This is a genomic window from Clostridium chrysemydis (assembly GCF_015234215.1).
Lineage (GTDB): Bacteria > Bacillota > Clostridia > Clostridiales > Clostridiaceae > Clostridium > Clostridium chrysemydis.
Genome location: NZ_JADEKP010000003.1, coordinates 136,406 through 153,051, shown reverse-complemented (window position 1 = coordinate 153,051; position 16,646 = coordinate 136,406). Strand labels below are relative to the sequence as shown.

Annotated in this window: 10 protein-coding genes; 1 reads left to right on the top strand and 9 read right to left on the bottom strand. The window is 27.0% G+C overall.

Features of this window, described 5'->3' with window-relative positions; translation table 11 throughout:
• Positions 1 to 27 precede the first annotated feature (27 nt).
• Genes INR60_RS10790 through yqeB form a run of 3 tightly spaced genes read right to left on the bottom strand, consistent with a single transcriptional unit; the run spans position 28 to position 3,432 of the window.
• Entirely contained in the window at positions 28 to 1,779 is a 1,752-nt protein-coding gene (locus INR60_RS10790) for a sigma-54-dependent Fis family transcriptional regulator (RefSeq protein WP_194191541.1), read from the bottom strand.
• Between the two features lie 38 nt (positions 1,780 to 1,817).
• On the bottom strand, positions 1,818 to 2,609 hold the full coding sequence (locus tag INR60_RS10785) for an XdhC family protein (protein ID WP_194191540.1): 792 nt from the start codon (positions 2,607 to 2,609) through the stop codon (positions 1,818 to 1,820).
• A 34-nt stretch (positions 2,610 to 2,643) separates the two neighbouring features.
• Positions 2,644 to 3,432, bottom strand: a complete 789-nt coding sequence (gene yqeB, locus INR60_RS10780) for a selenium-dependent molybdenum cofactor biosynthesis protein YqeB (protein ID WP_194191539.1) — start codon at positions 3,430 to 3,432, stop codon at positions 2,644 to 2,646.
• A 372-nt stretch (positions 3,433 to 3,804) separates the two neighbouring features.
• On the opposite strand from yqeB, the gene INR60_RS10775 reads away from it, so the two are divergent.
• Complete coding sequence (locus tag INR60_RS10775; RefSeq protein ID WP_194191538.1) at positions 3,805 to 4,125, top strand: SH3 domain-containing protein; 321 nt, start codon at positions 3,805 to 3,807, stop codon at positions 4,123 to 4,125.
• 99 nt (positions 4,126 to 4,224) lie between these two features.
• On the opposite strand, the gene INR60_RS10770 is transcribed toward INR60_RS10775, so the two are convergent.
• The 6 genes from INR60_RS10770 to INR60_RS10745 all read right to left on the bottom strand — a co-directional run bounded on the left by INR60_RS10770 (position 4,225) and on the right by INR60_RS10745 (position 16,646).
• Complete coding sequence (locus INR60_RS10770) at positions 4,225 to 5,385, bottom strand: iron-containing alcohol dehydrogenase (protein ID WP_194191537.1); 1,161 nt, start codon at positions 5,383 to 5,385, stop codon at positions 4,225 to 4,227.
• A gap of 2,319 nt (positions 5,386 to 7,704) precedes the next feature.
• A complete protein-coding gene (locus tag INR60_RS10765; RefSeq protein ID WP_194191536.1) occupies positions 7,705 to 8,214 on the bottom strand; it encodes a GNAT family N-acetyltransferase in 510 nt (169 codons plus the stop codon).
• 322 nt (positions 8,215 to 8,536) lie between these two features.
• Positions 8,537 to 10,111: a hypothetical protein gene (locus INR60_RS10760; RefSeq protein WP_194191535.1), complete on the bottom strand. Its 1,575-nt coding sequence runs from the start codon at positions 10,109 to 10,111 to the stop codon at positions 8,537 to 8,539.
• A gap of 1,202 nt (positions 10,112 to 11,313) precedes the next feature.
• Entirely contained in the window at positions 11,314 to 11,856 is a 543-nt protein-coding gene (locus tag INR60_RS10755; protein WP_194191534.1) for a site-specific integrase, read from the bottom strand.
• A gap of 444 nt (positions 11,857 to 12,300) precedes the next feature.
• Positions 12,301 to 13,992 carry a sugar phosphorylase gene (locus INR60_RS10750; RefSeq protein ID WP_194191533.1) on the bottom strand — a complete coding sequence of 564 codons (1,692 nt, stop codon included), beginning with the start codon at positions 13,990 to 13,992 and terminating at the stop codon, positions 12,301 to 12,303.
• 29 nt (positions 13,993 to 14,021) lie between these two features.
• Positions 14,022 to 16,646, bottom strand: a complete 2,625-nt coding sequence (locus INR60_RS10745) for a glycoside hydrolase family 38 N-terminal domain-containing protein (protein ID WP_194191532.1) — start codon at positions 16,644 to 16,646, stop codon at positions 14,022 to 14,024.

The following is a 16,646-nucleotide window of genomic DNA, read 5'->3' as shown; positions in this document are numbered from 1 at the left end:
ACCACCTATACCAAAAACTTTAAAGCTTTATTTTTCTATCTTTCTATAAAGTGTAGCTATTCCAATTCCAAGCTTTTTAGCTGCAATCTTCTTCCCTATAGTATCTCTACCATAAATATCTAAAACTTTATTTATATAATCTTCCTCAAGCTCTTTTAAAGTCTTTATTTCCTTATTTTCTAATATCTCAATAGCTTCATTTTCCTTTTTATATTCAACTATGCTTTTAGGGAGCATATCAAACTTTATAATCCCATCATCCAAGCAAAGATTAACCATAAACTCTATAGCATTTTCAAGTTCACGCACATTTCCCTTCCAAGGAAACTCGTTTAACTTTTTCAAAACATCATCGTCTATAGTATGAACATACTTATTAAAAATCTTGCTATACTTTTTTACAAGTTCATAGGCTATAATCTCTATATCTCCCTCTCTATCTCTTAAAGGGGGCAGCTCTATAGGGATTACATTAAGCCTATAATATAAATCTTCTCTAAACTTTCCTTCAGAAACTAAATCCTTTAAATTCCTGTTAGTCGCTGCAATAATCCTAATATTAAGCTTTATAAGCTTATTAGAACCAACCCTAACTATAGTCCTCTCTTGAAGTACTCTAAGTAGTTTAACTTGAAGATATAAAGGCATATCACCTATTTCATCTAAAAATATAACACCGTTATTTGCAAGTTCAAATTTCCCTACTCTACCGTTTGTACTAGCACCTGAAAAGGCCCCTTTAACATATCCAAAAAGCTCACTTTCTAAAAGTTCTTCTGGAATTGCACCGCAGTTTATAGCTATAAAAGGCTTGTCTTTTCTATCACCTTCAGAGTGAATAGCCCTAGCTACAAGCTCTTTTCCAGTACCACTTTCACCAATAATAAGTACAGTAGATTTAGAGTGTGCTATCTTTTTAATCTTACTCTTTAACTTAGTCATAACTAAGGAGTTACCTATAATATCATTACAACCTATAGTATTTTTCCCGTGAGTTATATTTACTACTTCTTTTTGTACAGTATTATCTTCTCTAAAAACTAAGACTTTATCACATTCTTTATTTCTAAGAAAATTCTTAATAACTTTCCCTACAATCCTAGTCTTTTTCCCAGAAATATCTATATTATATATAGTCCTCCCTGGATAATAATCTCCTGTATCTTCTAAAGTAATGCTACCACCTATAACTTTTGGTGATACCTTTAATATTTTCATACCAAAATTATTAATTAAACTTATCTTTTTTTCTTCATCTAAAGTAATAACTCCAGTATCTATAGAATCTATAATTTGCTTTAAAAATTCTACGCTATCTTTAATTTCTAAAACTCTCTTACTCTCAATAAGCTTAATTGCAATAAATTCTGCAATCTGCTCTAAAAATTTCAAATTCGTATCTAAATTTTTAGATAAAATCTCTCTTTGCAAAGGATTTGAACAAACTAAACCTATAACTCCAAATATCTCACTTGAATATTTAATAGGAACTGCAATTTCCATATACTCTTCACAGTTTTTATAATGCTTGCAATCTTTGCAAAGCTCATTTTCTCCTGGGTTTTCAACAACTAATGCTTTTCTACTTCTTAATACTTCTCTATAAATAAATCCTTCAGTATGTATACTTTCAAAAACTTTATCTTTATAAATTCCAGTACCAGATACCCTAAATAAATCTGAATCTACGATTTCAATATCTATTTGTAATATGTTAGCTAAAAGCTTTGCATATTCATTTACAGATTCGTATATATCCTTTAACTTTAAACTTAGCATTTATAAACCACCCTCATCATAAATTTTTTATACCCTTTTTATTTATCTTTTAAATGCGTAAGTGTCCCTTTATTTTTAACCTGTAAAATCTCCCCTAATATACTAAATGCAATTTCTTCTGGAGTTCCATCTGATATATCAAGCCCTATTGGCATATAAACTTTATTTATTGTCTTTTCGTCAATTCCTTCTTTTAAAAGTCCATCTCTTAATTCCTTAACCTTTTTCCTGCTTCCTAAAACTCCAATATATTTATAATCTTTATTAATTAAAATCTTAAGCCACTTAGAATCAGTTACATGCCCTCTAGTTGCAAGTACAATATAAGAATCTTTAAAATTTATCCCCTTTAAATCTTCCTCATTATCACAAACTAAAAATTTATCTATATTTTTAAAAGCCTCAAAATCTTTAAATTCTTCCCTGTCTTCAATAACAATCCTGTTAAAATTCATAGTTTCAGTAATTCCCATAATGCTTTGAGAAATATGCCCTCCCCCAAACACTATAAGTCTAGGCTTTGGCATAAAAACTTTTATATACCCTTCAACATTTCCGCCACAAGTCATCTTAATACTACCGCCTTTATCTAGCTTATACTCAAAGTTCATTCCGCTTTCCTTATCTAAAGCTTCCATACACTTATTAATGATGCTGTTTTCAATAGCACCTCCACCAATAGTTCCAAAAAGCTCCCTGTCTTCATTTACAGCCATAATAGTTCCTGACTTTCTAGGCGTTGACCCTTCTGATTTAGTGATTATTGCTAAAGCTATCCTTTTCCCTGAATCTAAATTTTCCGAAATATTTTTTAAAATCTTCTCATCCATAATAAATAACCTCTCCTCTTTTTAATCCTTAGTTTTATTTTAGATACATAATTGCTTCAAGCACTGCACCGCCAATACATCTTGCCTTGTCAGAAATTAAATCACAATTTCTTTTTTCTTCTTTTCTTGGATCTATATCTGCAATCTTAAAACCTTTAGTAACATAAAATCCTTCTCTAATCATTCCCCTAATAATACCTGAAAGTGAAGCTAAAACTTCAACACCATCTATTTTACAAATTACTTCACCCTTATCAACATAACTTCCTATATCTTTTATTATGTTAAGTTCACCTTCTACAGGTGAATATATAACTCTTTCTATGCCATATCCTTTAATAATTCCAGGAACCCCTGTATTTTTAGATGCAGGTCCCTCAAAAATAAGTCTTCCTAAATTATGCCCTCTATTAGTTTCAACAACTATATCAACATCCTTAGAAGCCTCGTATCCAGGCCCAACAGCTACAGTTATATCAGCCATAGATCTGTTTGTCCCTATATTCTTTTTACATAAAGTAGCATCAACTAAAGCTATATGAGGCACCTTTTCTATAGCTTCCCCACTATTATCGACTAAAACTGCAACCTTTCCTTCCTCAAATATAGAAAATACATCTTCTATACTAGAAGCTCTCTTAGATGTAACATCCTCAACTGTAAATTCACCTTCATAAATAGCCTCAGATAAACTTACATTTCTTCTTATAGCAGAAGGTTTGTCTATCTCTAAAGCAAGCACATTAAACTTAGCTCTAAAAAGCTTTTGAATAACGCCAGTTGCAATATCTCCAGCCCCTCTTACTATTATTGTTTCTCTCATAATTTCATCCCCTTTAAACGTTTTTATAACCATTATTTTTTTATTCTCTCAATTAACATTAATTGTATAATATATAGAAAATATTTTCAAATTTTCTAGTTTTCCCTTTTGGAAATATCTAATTAAAAATAATCCCCTTCTCTTCCTAAAACTCTCACTTAATTTCTATATACTATACTTTTATTTTTAATTTTATTTAATTTTATTTAATTTTATAAACTAATTTTTAATAATAACTTATATTTTTACTATAGTTGATATTTTTTTCAAATAATGTTATACTTTTTTTAGTTTTATTGGGGATTTTATGAAAAAAGTATTTTTTGTAATTATCTTTTCTGTTAAAACGAATTATTTCATTAGGGGGATTTTATGAAAAAAAAATTAACTAAATCAATTTTTATTGTACTATTAGCAATTGGTGTTGCTGGTCCTATAACTGCTTTTTCTGGTAATTGTATCGAAGCAAATGCTATTCAAACTGAAGTAAGCTATGAACAGGTAGTTATAACAAGAGATGGTAATGGAGTAAATGTACGTTCTTCTGCTTCAGTAAATAGTAGAAAAATAGGCGCTTTATCTGAAGGGTCAATTGCACGTGTAGATAATTACGTAAATGGTTGGAAGCATATAGTTTATCCTATGAGAGGTTGGGTTTGTGGACGTTATTTGCACCTATTATCTAATGATTAATATAGCAAATAATAATTTAACTTAATTATTATACAAAAAGCGTGATAAAATATCTTATTTTATCACGCTTTTTGTAATTTTCCTATATTTACATTATATCTAGAAAGCACCTTCTAAAATTTTACGGCTAACTTCTGGAGTTACTTCTCCCTTTTCTCCGATAGCTACCATATTGTGCTCCTCAAGTGCTGTAACTATGTCGTCAATATGTTCTTTTTTAACTCCATAATCACTTAATCTTGTTTTAATTCCTAAACTTTCAAAGAATTCTCTAGTTTTATCTATTGCTAGATCTATTCTTTCGTCTTCAGTTCCTTCTGTAATATTAAAAACTCTTTCCCCGTATTGAAGTAATTTTTTAGCTTTACTTTCTCTTAATACATTCCAAAGTGAAGGTAAAATCACAGCAAGAGTTTTACCGTGGTCTATTCCAAACATAGCAGTAAGCTCGTGACCTATCATATGAGTTGCCCAGTCTCCAGGAACTCCAGCTCCAATAAGACCGTTAAGTCCCATAGTAGCGCACCAAACTAAATTAGCTCTTATGTCATAATCTGTAGGATTATCTATAGTTTCTCTACCAATTTCTAATAATGTTAAAAGGATTCCCTCAGCTGTTCTGTCTTGGAATCTTCCTTCAGCTGGGAAAGTTAAGTATTGCTCTAAAACGTGGACATAAGTGTCTACAACTCCGTTAGCTACTTGAGTTTCTGGTAGTGAATAAGTTAAAGTTGGATCTAAAAATGAGAATTTTGGAAAAACTAGTGGGTTTCTAAATCCCCTCTTTCCAAGTTCCTTAGAAGTTACAACTCCACCCATATTCATTTCAGATCCAGTTGCAGGTAAAGTACAAACAGTACCAAGTGGAATAGCCTTTGTAATTTTCATAGCAGCCATTCTATCTCTTAATAAATCTAAAGGATCTCCTTCACATGAAGCTGCAAGTGATATGAACTTAGTTCCATCCATTACAGAACCTCCACCAACAGCTAAAAGAAAATCAATATCCTGGCACTTAACGATATTTGCAGCTCTCATTAAAGTTTCGAACTTTGGATTTGGTTCAATCCCAGCAAATTCTATTACTTTTCTTCCTTTTAATCCTTTTAATACCTTATCTAAAGTTCCGAATCTTTTTACAGAACCTCCACCGTAAGTTACAAGTACCTTTGCGTTTTTTGGTACTAAATTATCTAATTCGTCTAATCTATCTTTCCCGAATACTATTTTTGTAGGGTTATAAAAATCAAAATTATACATACCTTCTTTTAATAGAGAATCTTCTTTTTCTCTATTTTCCTCCCTTCAGTTTTTAAATCATATCTTAATTATACAAGTTTCCTAAATATATATTATGTAAAATTGAAAAGATTAATATAAATATAATATTAACAAATTTTTCTATATAAATTTTATTAGTATTACATATTTATAGATATAGATGTTTATTTAGATGTATCTGTTTATGATTACTTAATTGTTTAAGTATCTGTATATGTAATTGTTTAATTAAATGTAATAGTTTATGTAAATGTATTTGTTTATTATTACGTATATGTAACTGTATATATTTTCATTTACGTAATTGTATTCGTTTATGTTTTTGTAATCATTTATATTTACGTTTGTGTTTTTATTTACGTATACATTTATATATCTGTTTACGTAATTGTAACTATTAATGTTTACATTTTTATTTGTGTTTTAACTTATGTTTATATATATGTTTACATTTGTATAATTATTATTGTTTGTTATAAAGTTTGTATAGTTATTTGTATATTTACAATCAAATAGAGTTTTTATCATCATTTATGTAAACATATTTATTTACTTTTATGTAATTAAAGATATCACAATATTTTTATAATAAATCTGAAAGTGAAGAATAATAGATTTTATTAAGATTTATTTTTGAGTCATTTTAACTTAATGGCTATAAAGTTAGTATTTATCTATATCAATAAATATGTTTACATTTTTGTTTCCTTTATTAATTACAAATTTTTAGATAATTAATGATTCTTAAACTTTAGATACAACTGAAATTTGGTATCTTTATATTAGACTAAAGTTATTTATAAAAATTTGAGAAACAGATACAATTTATAAATGAAAATCCAAGCTAGATAAATAATTTGAAAAATAGATATTTTCTATTATCAGAAAATATAAAAATAAATCTTATAAATTAGTATCTATTTAAAGACTTATTTTTTTAGTGAAAGTTAGAATTAATCTAAAATATTTATGCTATATTTAGATATTATTAGTTTAAAATAATAATACTTTTAGTAATTTTTATTGATAATTATAAATTTAATATAGAAATATGAAATTTATTTTATTTAAAAATAAAATAATAATAAAGATATTATAAAACATATTTTAAGATAAAATTAGAAAATTATATTATATATTAAAAGATAAATTATATTATAATACTTACAAACTTAGCTTAATAAATATTATATTTTAAAGATAAATTTTATCCTAAAAACATCCTTTTAATTTGATTGTAAAAGGTATTTAAAATTAGTAATAAGTTAAAAATTAATAGATTAAAACTAGCTCTAAAATCGATTATACAAATTTTAATTAAAACATTAAATTATAGAGTTTTAATAACTAATGGAGCTTTTACTATTTAGAAGCTTATAGACAATTTTAATAGCTCTCTATAGAGTTCTAAGGTTATTCTTTATATCTTTAAACTATAACCCATTACATTAATTAAAGTTAGATAAAAATAGCTTCTATAGCATTTTAGATAAAAAAATAAGATATCTACTAAATAGTAAAATATCTTAATTACAAGATCATAATATGTTTAATTTATATTAGAAAAATAATTCCGATACTCTTTATATAACAAATCTTAATTCTTTTATAATTACTTTTAATACAAAGCTTAGCTTACATTAAATTTAAGCTTTACTGCATAAATTAACTATGTTATAAGCTATTTCTAAAATGAGGTGTTATCTTATTATAGTCTTTGATTTAAACGCTCTATAAGCTATTTTAAGACAATATCCTTTGCTATACTATCTATTATACAATTAATAAGTAAAAATCGCTTAAAATAGCTTGTACTAAGATATTGCTTGATACTTAATATATATTATGTAAAGTAACCGGTATAATTAACTATAATCATCAATGTTTTTAGCTTTTGCTGTTTTGTATCTAAATAAAAAAAAAGAATATTCTAGAGAATGTAAAATCAAATATTTAAGATTTGTATGATAGATTAAATATAGAGAAACTTTAGATTATTTTTTTAAAGCTTTATGATACTTAGATCAAATTAAATTTAGAATAAATATTTTATTTAAAAGATTAAAATGAGATTTAGTTTTAAACCATAAAAATCTAAAACTAAAAAGTAATTTTAAAATTCACTTATCAAAATATTACTTTTAGTAAACTGCAGCTTTTTTAAAAGTAATTATAAATTTTTATAAGCTCTTATTTAAATTATTAAGATATTGAAAATAAGAGCTTTATCTTTTCCTTGCTTACTTACTTGATTTTAAACTTTATATATAAAACAAAATTATATTATTAAACTAAAACCTAATCTATTTTAATTTCAAATCCCATTTCATACAAAATTGTTTCATCGTCTATTTTTTCTTCGTACACCCCATAAGCTTTTTTAAACCCAGTTTTTAAATATAATTTAATCGCTGGTATATTATTATCAGCTGCGCAAAGTCTTAAATACTTTGCTCCAAGTTTTCTAGATAACTCTATAGCCTTATTTACCGTAAACTCTGCTATCCCTTTTCGTAAGTAATTTGCATTTATACAAAACCTATCCAGGTATAATGCTTTTTCGGGTCCGCTATTAAACTTAACAAAAAATTCTCCCTTGCTTGAAGTATTTAATGCAAAGGCTGATATAATAACATCTCCCTGCTCTAAAATATAAAAATTAGATTTTTTTATGTCCTCACTTAAAAATTCAACAGGATAAACTTCATCCCAAACGTATATCTTATTTTGAATCATATTTTTGACTACAGCTCTATACATCTCTTGGACTTTAGGTAAATCAGTCATATTAGCTAAACGTAATTCCATAAATCTTTTAAGCCCCCTAAAAAATCATAATTTCTTAGCCATAAGTATTAACTTAAAGTGCGAAGAAAGAAAGTCACAGTATCAAACTAAAAAGTGCAAGTGGCTCAAAGTGCAAGTGAAACTAAATAGCTAAGAAAACATAAAGTCTAAATAGTAATTGCTATGTAAAGTCAAAAGCTAAATAGTAAAAATCAAGAAGTCGTAAAACAGAATATAAATAACTAAACCCTAGTAAGTACTAAATCCAACTGTCTGGATGAGAGGTGCCGGCATACCCGTCCCCCAAACATTAATCTATAGATACCAAATTTCAGTTGTATTTTTAACTAAGTTTTCTATTTTGAATTTCTGATATATTTGTTACTTTGTTGTTTCTTTGTGAAACCTTGGTATTACTAGCTTTGATCGCATTTATTTCTGCCATAATTTCGTCTCCAATCTTATTGTTTTTCCACTCATTTAATAATTTTGATACTGCTTGTTGCGTTATTTTTAATGTTTTAGAAATTTCAAGTTGTTTGTACCCTTTTTCTTTTAAATCTAAAACTCTTAAAAGGTTGTCCATCTTTTTTTGCTGCCTTGAAGTTAAGCCTGCATTATTTCTATGCTTTTTCTTGCTTTCCTCTTTTTTCCATTCGTTTCTATAACCTTTTGATCTCTTATTTTTTTCTTTGACAGAAATTAAAGTGCTCATACTTTCCATTTCTGACTCTTTTATCTCTAATAATTTAATTAATTTTGCGTTCGAGTAAATATAACATCCCTGTTTTGATAGAAATGTCTTCATGTTTGGTTTTTCTTTTAAATTTATATATTCACTAAAAGCTTTTGCCCATTTTGCATAAGCTATTTCTGCTGATTTTGTTGCTTTTATTACCTCTTTTTCATCTAGCGGGTTTGTAAATTGCGAATTAAAATCTATTGTACTCGCTAGTGCTAATTCTTCATCTTTTTGGAAAAGACAAGAATAATATCTAAATAAAAAAGTCATAAGTTCTCTATATCCGCTGCAATTTCCATTTCTAACTCTTTGAAGTTCCCTGATATCATTTAGTCTTGCATAATGCAAAGTGTGCAGGTTATATAAAGCAATTTCTTTTTTGCTATTCAATATTTTTTTAGTTTTTTTCTTAGATTCTTTAATACTCTTCCACTCTTCCTTTGACTTTGGAAGTGCTGGTAGAAAGGCTTCTGCCATTTTAGGAATAGTATATCTTTTTATATCTTCTCCTGAATTTTCAAAATCAAAACGTTTGCTGGTATTATAAATAAACCTAGCTCTCCTTCCTGTTTTTGAATTAACAGTTCCTGATAATCTAAGTACATGAACAGCATCTGCACTAAGTGGGTCTGCCCCATACTTAGTAAACTTTTCGACTAATTTATTTTGGATTTTTTGCCAAATAGGTAAAGCATTCTTTGTGGCACTTTCGATTAAATAAAATATATACATTCCATTTCCACTATCAACAAAGAACGACGGTTCCATTTCTTTAAAATGCCCCATTTTTCTCATGTGATCTATCATCTCTTCAGCTGATTTATTTTTAAATCTTTTGATTTTATAATAATCAAGATCTACCCAAAAAGCCTGAAGATGCCTTATATTACTCAGTTGTCTAACTGGTGATAACATAGAATTTATTGATATATATACATCTTTGAATTTCAAAAGTTTTGGTAACACTTTTGATAATTCATCGTTTCGAACATGCCATTGAACCCAATGTCTTACACTATCCTTAAGTCCAACTGCTGTGTATCCATCATTATTTAATTTTATATTTTCAACTTGCAATTGTGCATCTTGTAAAATATCTGCTTGAACTAGAGGAATAGTTGTAGATTCTAGGGTTTCTCTTAAGACATTAAAACTTTCAGCTTTAACGCTTCCCATAAAAAATACACCTCCAATAATTTTGAGGTGCTTCTATTTAGACTAATTTTAGAAATTTGTATCAGAAACAAAGCTAAGAAGACCTTAACTTTTAAACAAATATCGTAATCTAAATTGAAACACTAAGTTTTATTTATAAAGAATTCTAAGAGCCTGAGAAGTTTTAGAATCCTTAATTTTTATTAAGTTGATTATAACACTGTTCTTTATACGATTGCAATACATAATTTGCATAAATTTATACTTATTTTTCTACCCCATTTAACCGAATTTTATACATTTGTATAATTGTTGAAAGAAATATTTCTGTATATGTTTATATTAATGTTTACATATATGTTTGTAATGTTATTTTTAAAACTGTTTACGTAAACGTAACTAGATTCAATTATGTAAGTAATTACTTGGATGTTTGTAAAAACATACGTACTGATAATTTTATTGTTAGAATTGTAGCTAATTTTATAATCACAAAAGTCAACGAACTGAAAAGACAAGCCTAACAAGGATTTATTTTCTTTAACTAACTTTAAGAAAATCGCTTCTTATTATTTTTATATTACAAAAACCATAAATTATAATAAAATCCTTGACTTATGTTAATAATAACAATATAATCTAAATATAAAATATCGGTAGTTGAAATACTAAGTTTTGTAGAAAAAGATGGAGCCTGAGAAACTTACTTCTTTTTCTATTTTTATGACAAAGGTCTAAGCATTTTTTTGCTTAGACTTTTGTCATTTTAATCTAAAATAACTTAAAGTTATATAAAAAAGTTTAAGTTATCGATATTTTTTATATCTGTTTATAAAATCATACATTTTATAGTTTTCTTGATTCTAAAGTTATAATTATTATGGATCTAATATCTACAAAAATAATATTAAATTTATCTATTTAAATATAGAATTATTTAATTATAATATCTAGATTTAAGTTTTGCAGCTAACTTTAATTTATCTTCTTTAAAATACTACGCTAATTTTTTCTACCTAAGTAATTTATTTATATAATCTAATAACTTAGAATTTGATTATATAAATAAAAAAACACATATCACTTATATGAATTTTCTTTAAGTGGTATGTGCTTTAATTATTTTCTAAAATACTATCTATTAATTTAAGATATATATTTTGTTATTAAACTAATTTCACTATTGCTTATAAGTTTTAAAAGCTTCAGTAATTGAAACTTTTTTATAGATAGAAGTTTTCTATAGTTTTATCTTTCATATCATCAGTTATACCAATATATCTTAAAGTTATACTTGGTGCTGAGTGATTAAATATATCTTGCAAAATTGCAATATCTTTAAATTGGTTGTAGTGAAAATAACCGAAGGTCTTTCTCATAGTATGTGTGCCAACTTCATCTATTCCAACTACTGAAGCAGCTTTTCTTAAGATACGATAGGCTTGAATCCTAGTTATAGGGCCCCCTCCTTTTTGTGAGGAAAATAAGAATTCAAAATCATTCATTTTATATATATACTTATCTAAATCGTTTTTCAAATTTGAATTTACGTAAAAACGCTTATGCTTACTTGTCTTCTTTTCTCTAATTGTAATATGACTTTTATTTCTGACATCTGATACTTTTAAGTTCAATATATCTGAAACTCTAAGTCCAGTATTTATGCCCATTGTAAATAACAAGTAATTTCTAAAACCTGTCTTTAATAATTCACTTTTCATTTCTTCTATTTGATCTCTATCTCTAATGGGTTGTACAAATTTCATAAGTCTACCTCTTTTTTGTTTTTTATAAATGGAGATTTATATTTTAAATCTTAAAATTCACTTTTAAATTTATGATACTTTTAATGTAACCTATACTACTATTATGTAACATTTTTGTTTTTTTGTAAAGAGTAAAATTATATCCTATCCCTTTAAAATAGGGCTTTGTAGGTTTTTTTTATAAATGTAACACAATAAATATTGTGTTACATTTATTTTGCTTGTCATTTTATTATAATAGGTTATTTCGCCGATATTTTAACTTTTCTATTTTTATCTAATTTTGAATTTGTTTTTCTTATTAATCTAAATTATCTACATTTAATATATTTTCAAATTCATTTTTTCGTATAAATAGAAGTGTATAAAAAAACAACTTAGCTAATTTTAGCTAAGTTGTTTTAACCATTTATATAATTTAAGAGTTTGAATATTTATAATTCTTTATTGTATTTTTATCCAAATAAATTCGTATGAATCTAATGATATTTCACCGTTTATATCTTCGTTATTTAAAATATTTTTACCCTTTAAATTTTCTATCGTTTGTTTGTTTGGCGTTATATTTAGTATATATAAAATCTTTTCATTTGTCTTTTCGTTAAATCTTTCTAGCGCGAAAACATCCTTAGATATATTTATTACTTTGCTTTTTGCAAAAGGTGAAAATGCAGATTCTTTCTTTCTTATGCTTATGAATTTAAGTAATTCGTGGAATATTTTCTTTCTTCTTTTATCTTCTCTAAGTTCATTTTCTATAAAAGAAAGCTCTAGTTTCTCTCTATTTATTCTTCTGTTGATCCCTGTTTCTTCTACACCTTTGTAGTAGTTTCGAGAACCTAATAGAGAGTGGTAATAAAAGCTTGGAACTCCTACAAATGATAGTAAAATTGAATGAGCTCCTACTATTTTTTTAACTTGCATATCTTCTGAAATATCTGTATTTTTATTCAAAAGAGCATCGTTATAATTAATATTTAGCTCGTAAACCGACTTGCTTCCGTCTGTGTTATTTTTATAAGATACTTTTCCTCCATTATCTAAAGTCTTTTTAATTAAGACTTCTCTTTCTTCGTTAGAAAGAATTCCCTCTGTAGGTCTTAAACCTATTCCATCATGACTTGATAAAAAGTTAAAGTAGGTGCTTTTATCAGAAACTTTATCTATATTTGAAGCCCAAGAAGATAGCTTAGTTGAGTCATTTACAGTCATCGTGTATAAAACTAAAGGGGGAAGCGCGAACTGATAAACCATATTTGCTTCATCCTCATTTTCTCCAAAATAACTTATATTTTCTTTATGCGGGACATTAGTTTCTGTTATTATTTGAGTATTTTTCTTTAGATATTCTAAAATATCTCTCCAAAGTTTTATTATTTCGTGAGTTTCTTTTAGGTGCATGCAGCTAGTTTTGCTTTCTTTAATAAGGAAACCTATAGCATCTAATCTTATGCTTGAAGCACCATTTTTAGCGTATTCTATAAGGACATTTGTCATTTCATATAATACTTTAAAGGATTTAAAGTTTAAGTCTACTTGGTCTTCTGAAAAAGTAGTCCAAACTGATTTAGTTTTAATCTTACCTTTGTATTTATGAAAAAGTGGTGATGTTCTAGGCCTTACTACATTTGAAGTATCGAAAGACGCATCTTCTTCTATAAAAAAGTCCTTGTAACCTTCCTCGTCATTTAAGAAACTTTTAAACCATTCACTCTCTTTAGACATATGGTTTGCTACAAAGTCATACATAAGTCTGTAGTCTTTACTTAACTCCTTTAAGTCGCTGAAATCTCCGAGCTTTTCATCTACTTTCATATAATCTACTACTGAAAATCCATCATCAGAAGTGTATTCAAACATAGGTAAAAGGTGAACGTCTGTTATTGTATCTTTAACATTTCTATTTAGAAATTTCTTTAAGGTTTTAAGTGTTTTTTCGCCTTTTTCGTATATAGAATCTCCATAAGTTATAAGGTAAACATTCTCTTCTGAAATTTCTTTTTGAGCTTTGAATTCCTTTTTGTCTTGTGATTTTATAAGTGATATTAATTCATTTAAGTACTCATTTTTGTAGTTTTCTTTATAAATTAACTTTAATCTTTTTTGGATTTTTTTTGAAAGATTATTTATATCCATTTTGATTTTTCCTCCTAAAACTAGAGATACTACTTTATTTTTAAAGTTATATAGCTATACTTTTCTATAACTATTTCTTTGATTTCCTCTTCTTTTTCTTCATATAGATCAGTTAAAAATATATTTTTAAACTTTCCTTTTATATTAACCTTTTTACTACTAGCCCCTGGGTTAAATAGCCTTATAATAGTTCCTTTAGAATCATAACTTTCTTTTAAGGCGCTTAAAAACACTTCATTATTGTCTATATAAAATAAAGAATCACTTTCTTCTTTTAAATTTAATGTATCTGGAATTACAAATCTCTCTAACCTCTCTTCAAAAGTGTTTAAAGATTGATTTTGATAAGAAACGTACCTATTTATAAACTTTTCTGTTTCTTTAAATAGTTTAGAATCTGAAGTTTCGTCTCCAAAATATATAGCATAATTAAATTCTAATTCTCTTATCATCTCAGCGTCTTTAGTATATACAACCTTGTTATTTATACCAGAAGCTCTGCCAGGCCTTATTAAAAGGTCATCTCTTCCTAGAACCCCAACGCTTCTAAATAAAGTAAGTGCGATAGAGCTATTATCTAAAGTTTGATATTCTTTTATTCCTTCTGTTATTAAAGACAAGGTACTTTTTTCATCTCTTAAAGCTACGAAGTTTTCTAAGCCATATATACTTAGTGGCGCTTCTACAAATCCCTCTTCTCTCCAAGTTTTGATATAGGAGTTTGTGTTTTCTCTTTTTATAGTTGAAAAAGCTTGGTCTGCTATAGAGTAATTGCTATTTATGTTAGATTTAACTATAACTCTTATTCTGTGGTCTTTTATATTGTTATTAATCTTATGATTAACTCTTATAAATTCCTCTAAAGATCGAAGTTCAAGTTCAGTAACTATTTCAAACTCATAATTATTTAAACCTAGTTTTCTATTTTTTAAGTCTTTTGGAAGCATTGCTTTATGCGTTACAGTTAAAACTTCTGAGTACTTAGTTTTTTTATAATTTGTGATTTTAAGATCCTTTATGATTATCTCTTTAGAGTCTTTATCTGGAGAATAATCATAAGAGTCTCCTGCATCTACAGAGTCTTCAAAAGTTATAAAATCTCTAATCTTTAACCCTGTTTTCTTGTTAGTTAAATCAATCTTAGACTCTAAGACTTCTATTTTATATAACTCGTTTTCTATAAAGTTTTCATTATTTTTTGAGATATTTTCTTTTTCATTTTCTTCTATTATAAATGTCTTATAAGAAAGTGCTTTAACCTCTTCTTTATAGATTAAAGCTTCTAGTCTATAGTATCCTTCAAGTTCTACTTCTACTTCCCCTGAAGCTGTAACTACAACGCTCTTACCTCCACTTATATACTCACACTTAGTTATATCTGTATCTATAGTTTTTCCATCTATAGTTTTTAAGATAACTGATTCTTTCTTTGAAAATAATATAACTTTTATAGGCTCTACTATATCTTTTATCCCTGTATTAAATACAGTTAAAATATTATCTTTTTGAATTTTTCTAGAGACCCCTTTAGTTATTTGTTTCTTTATAATATTAATAAGGTTATCTACTATGTTGTTGCACTTTTCAAGCCTATTAATAATATTTTTATTTGTTTCATCAGAGTTACACCCACCTATACTGTCGTGTGCATGAACATCAAATAACTCTTTAAATACGTAATCTATCCAATACCTTTCATACCTAAGTCCTACAGTTTGCCCTAAAACATTTAAAGGTTCAAGTATGTTTATAAGTTTATTTTCTACTATAGTATTGAGCCTTTTTATATCGTATCTTTGAGATTTTATAGTGTTATGGATCCTGCTTTTTTGACAAGCTATAAGTTCACCTTCTATAGTGTTTTTAAAAGTAGTATTTTCCCAAGTTTTTTTCATAAATGTTTCGTAGTCAGATAAGATAAACTTATAATTTGAAGATTTTAGATTTAGCTCTTCTATTACTTTTGGAAGTTCTTTTCTAATTAATACTTGGTCTCCTCCTGATGGAAGTAATAACTTATCTGTATCTTTATTTAGCTTTTCTAGTTTTTCTAACATAGGAACAAGCTTTTCATCTATATATTCATCCGTTGAATCTATAAATTTACCAGGACCATACCCTAAGTATATGTTGTTACATCTTACGCTTTTTCCGTCTGGTGACACCCAGTTAAAATTAAGGTTCTCTTTTAAATCATCTGTATATATTCCTCTTTGAAGAATACTGTCTTTTATAGAAAACCCATTAAATATTGAAGGTAAATATGCGTTTTGACCAAATATATCAGGTAAGTATCCTATTTCAAGTGAGTGACCAAGTTCTTTAGATATTCTTGTCCCGTATAATAAATTTCTTATTATAGATTCTTTATTTACAAGAAGTGTATCTGTTTGAGTGTACCAAGGTCCTATAAATAATCTTCTATCTTTTATTAATTTTTTTAATCTTTCTTTTTCATTTGGATATATTTTTAAAAACTCTTCAATAACTGAAGCTTGTGCATCAAATGTATATGAGTTAAAGCTCTTATCCTCTTCTAATGTATCCATAAGATATGGCATATTTTGACTTAGTAGTACGTTTGAATCTTCTATCGTAAAGTACCACTCTCTATCCCAGTGAGAGTGTGGTACTACATATACTTCTTTTTTCAT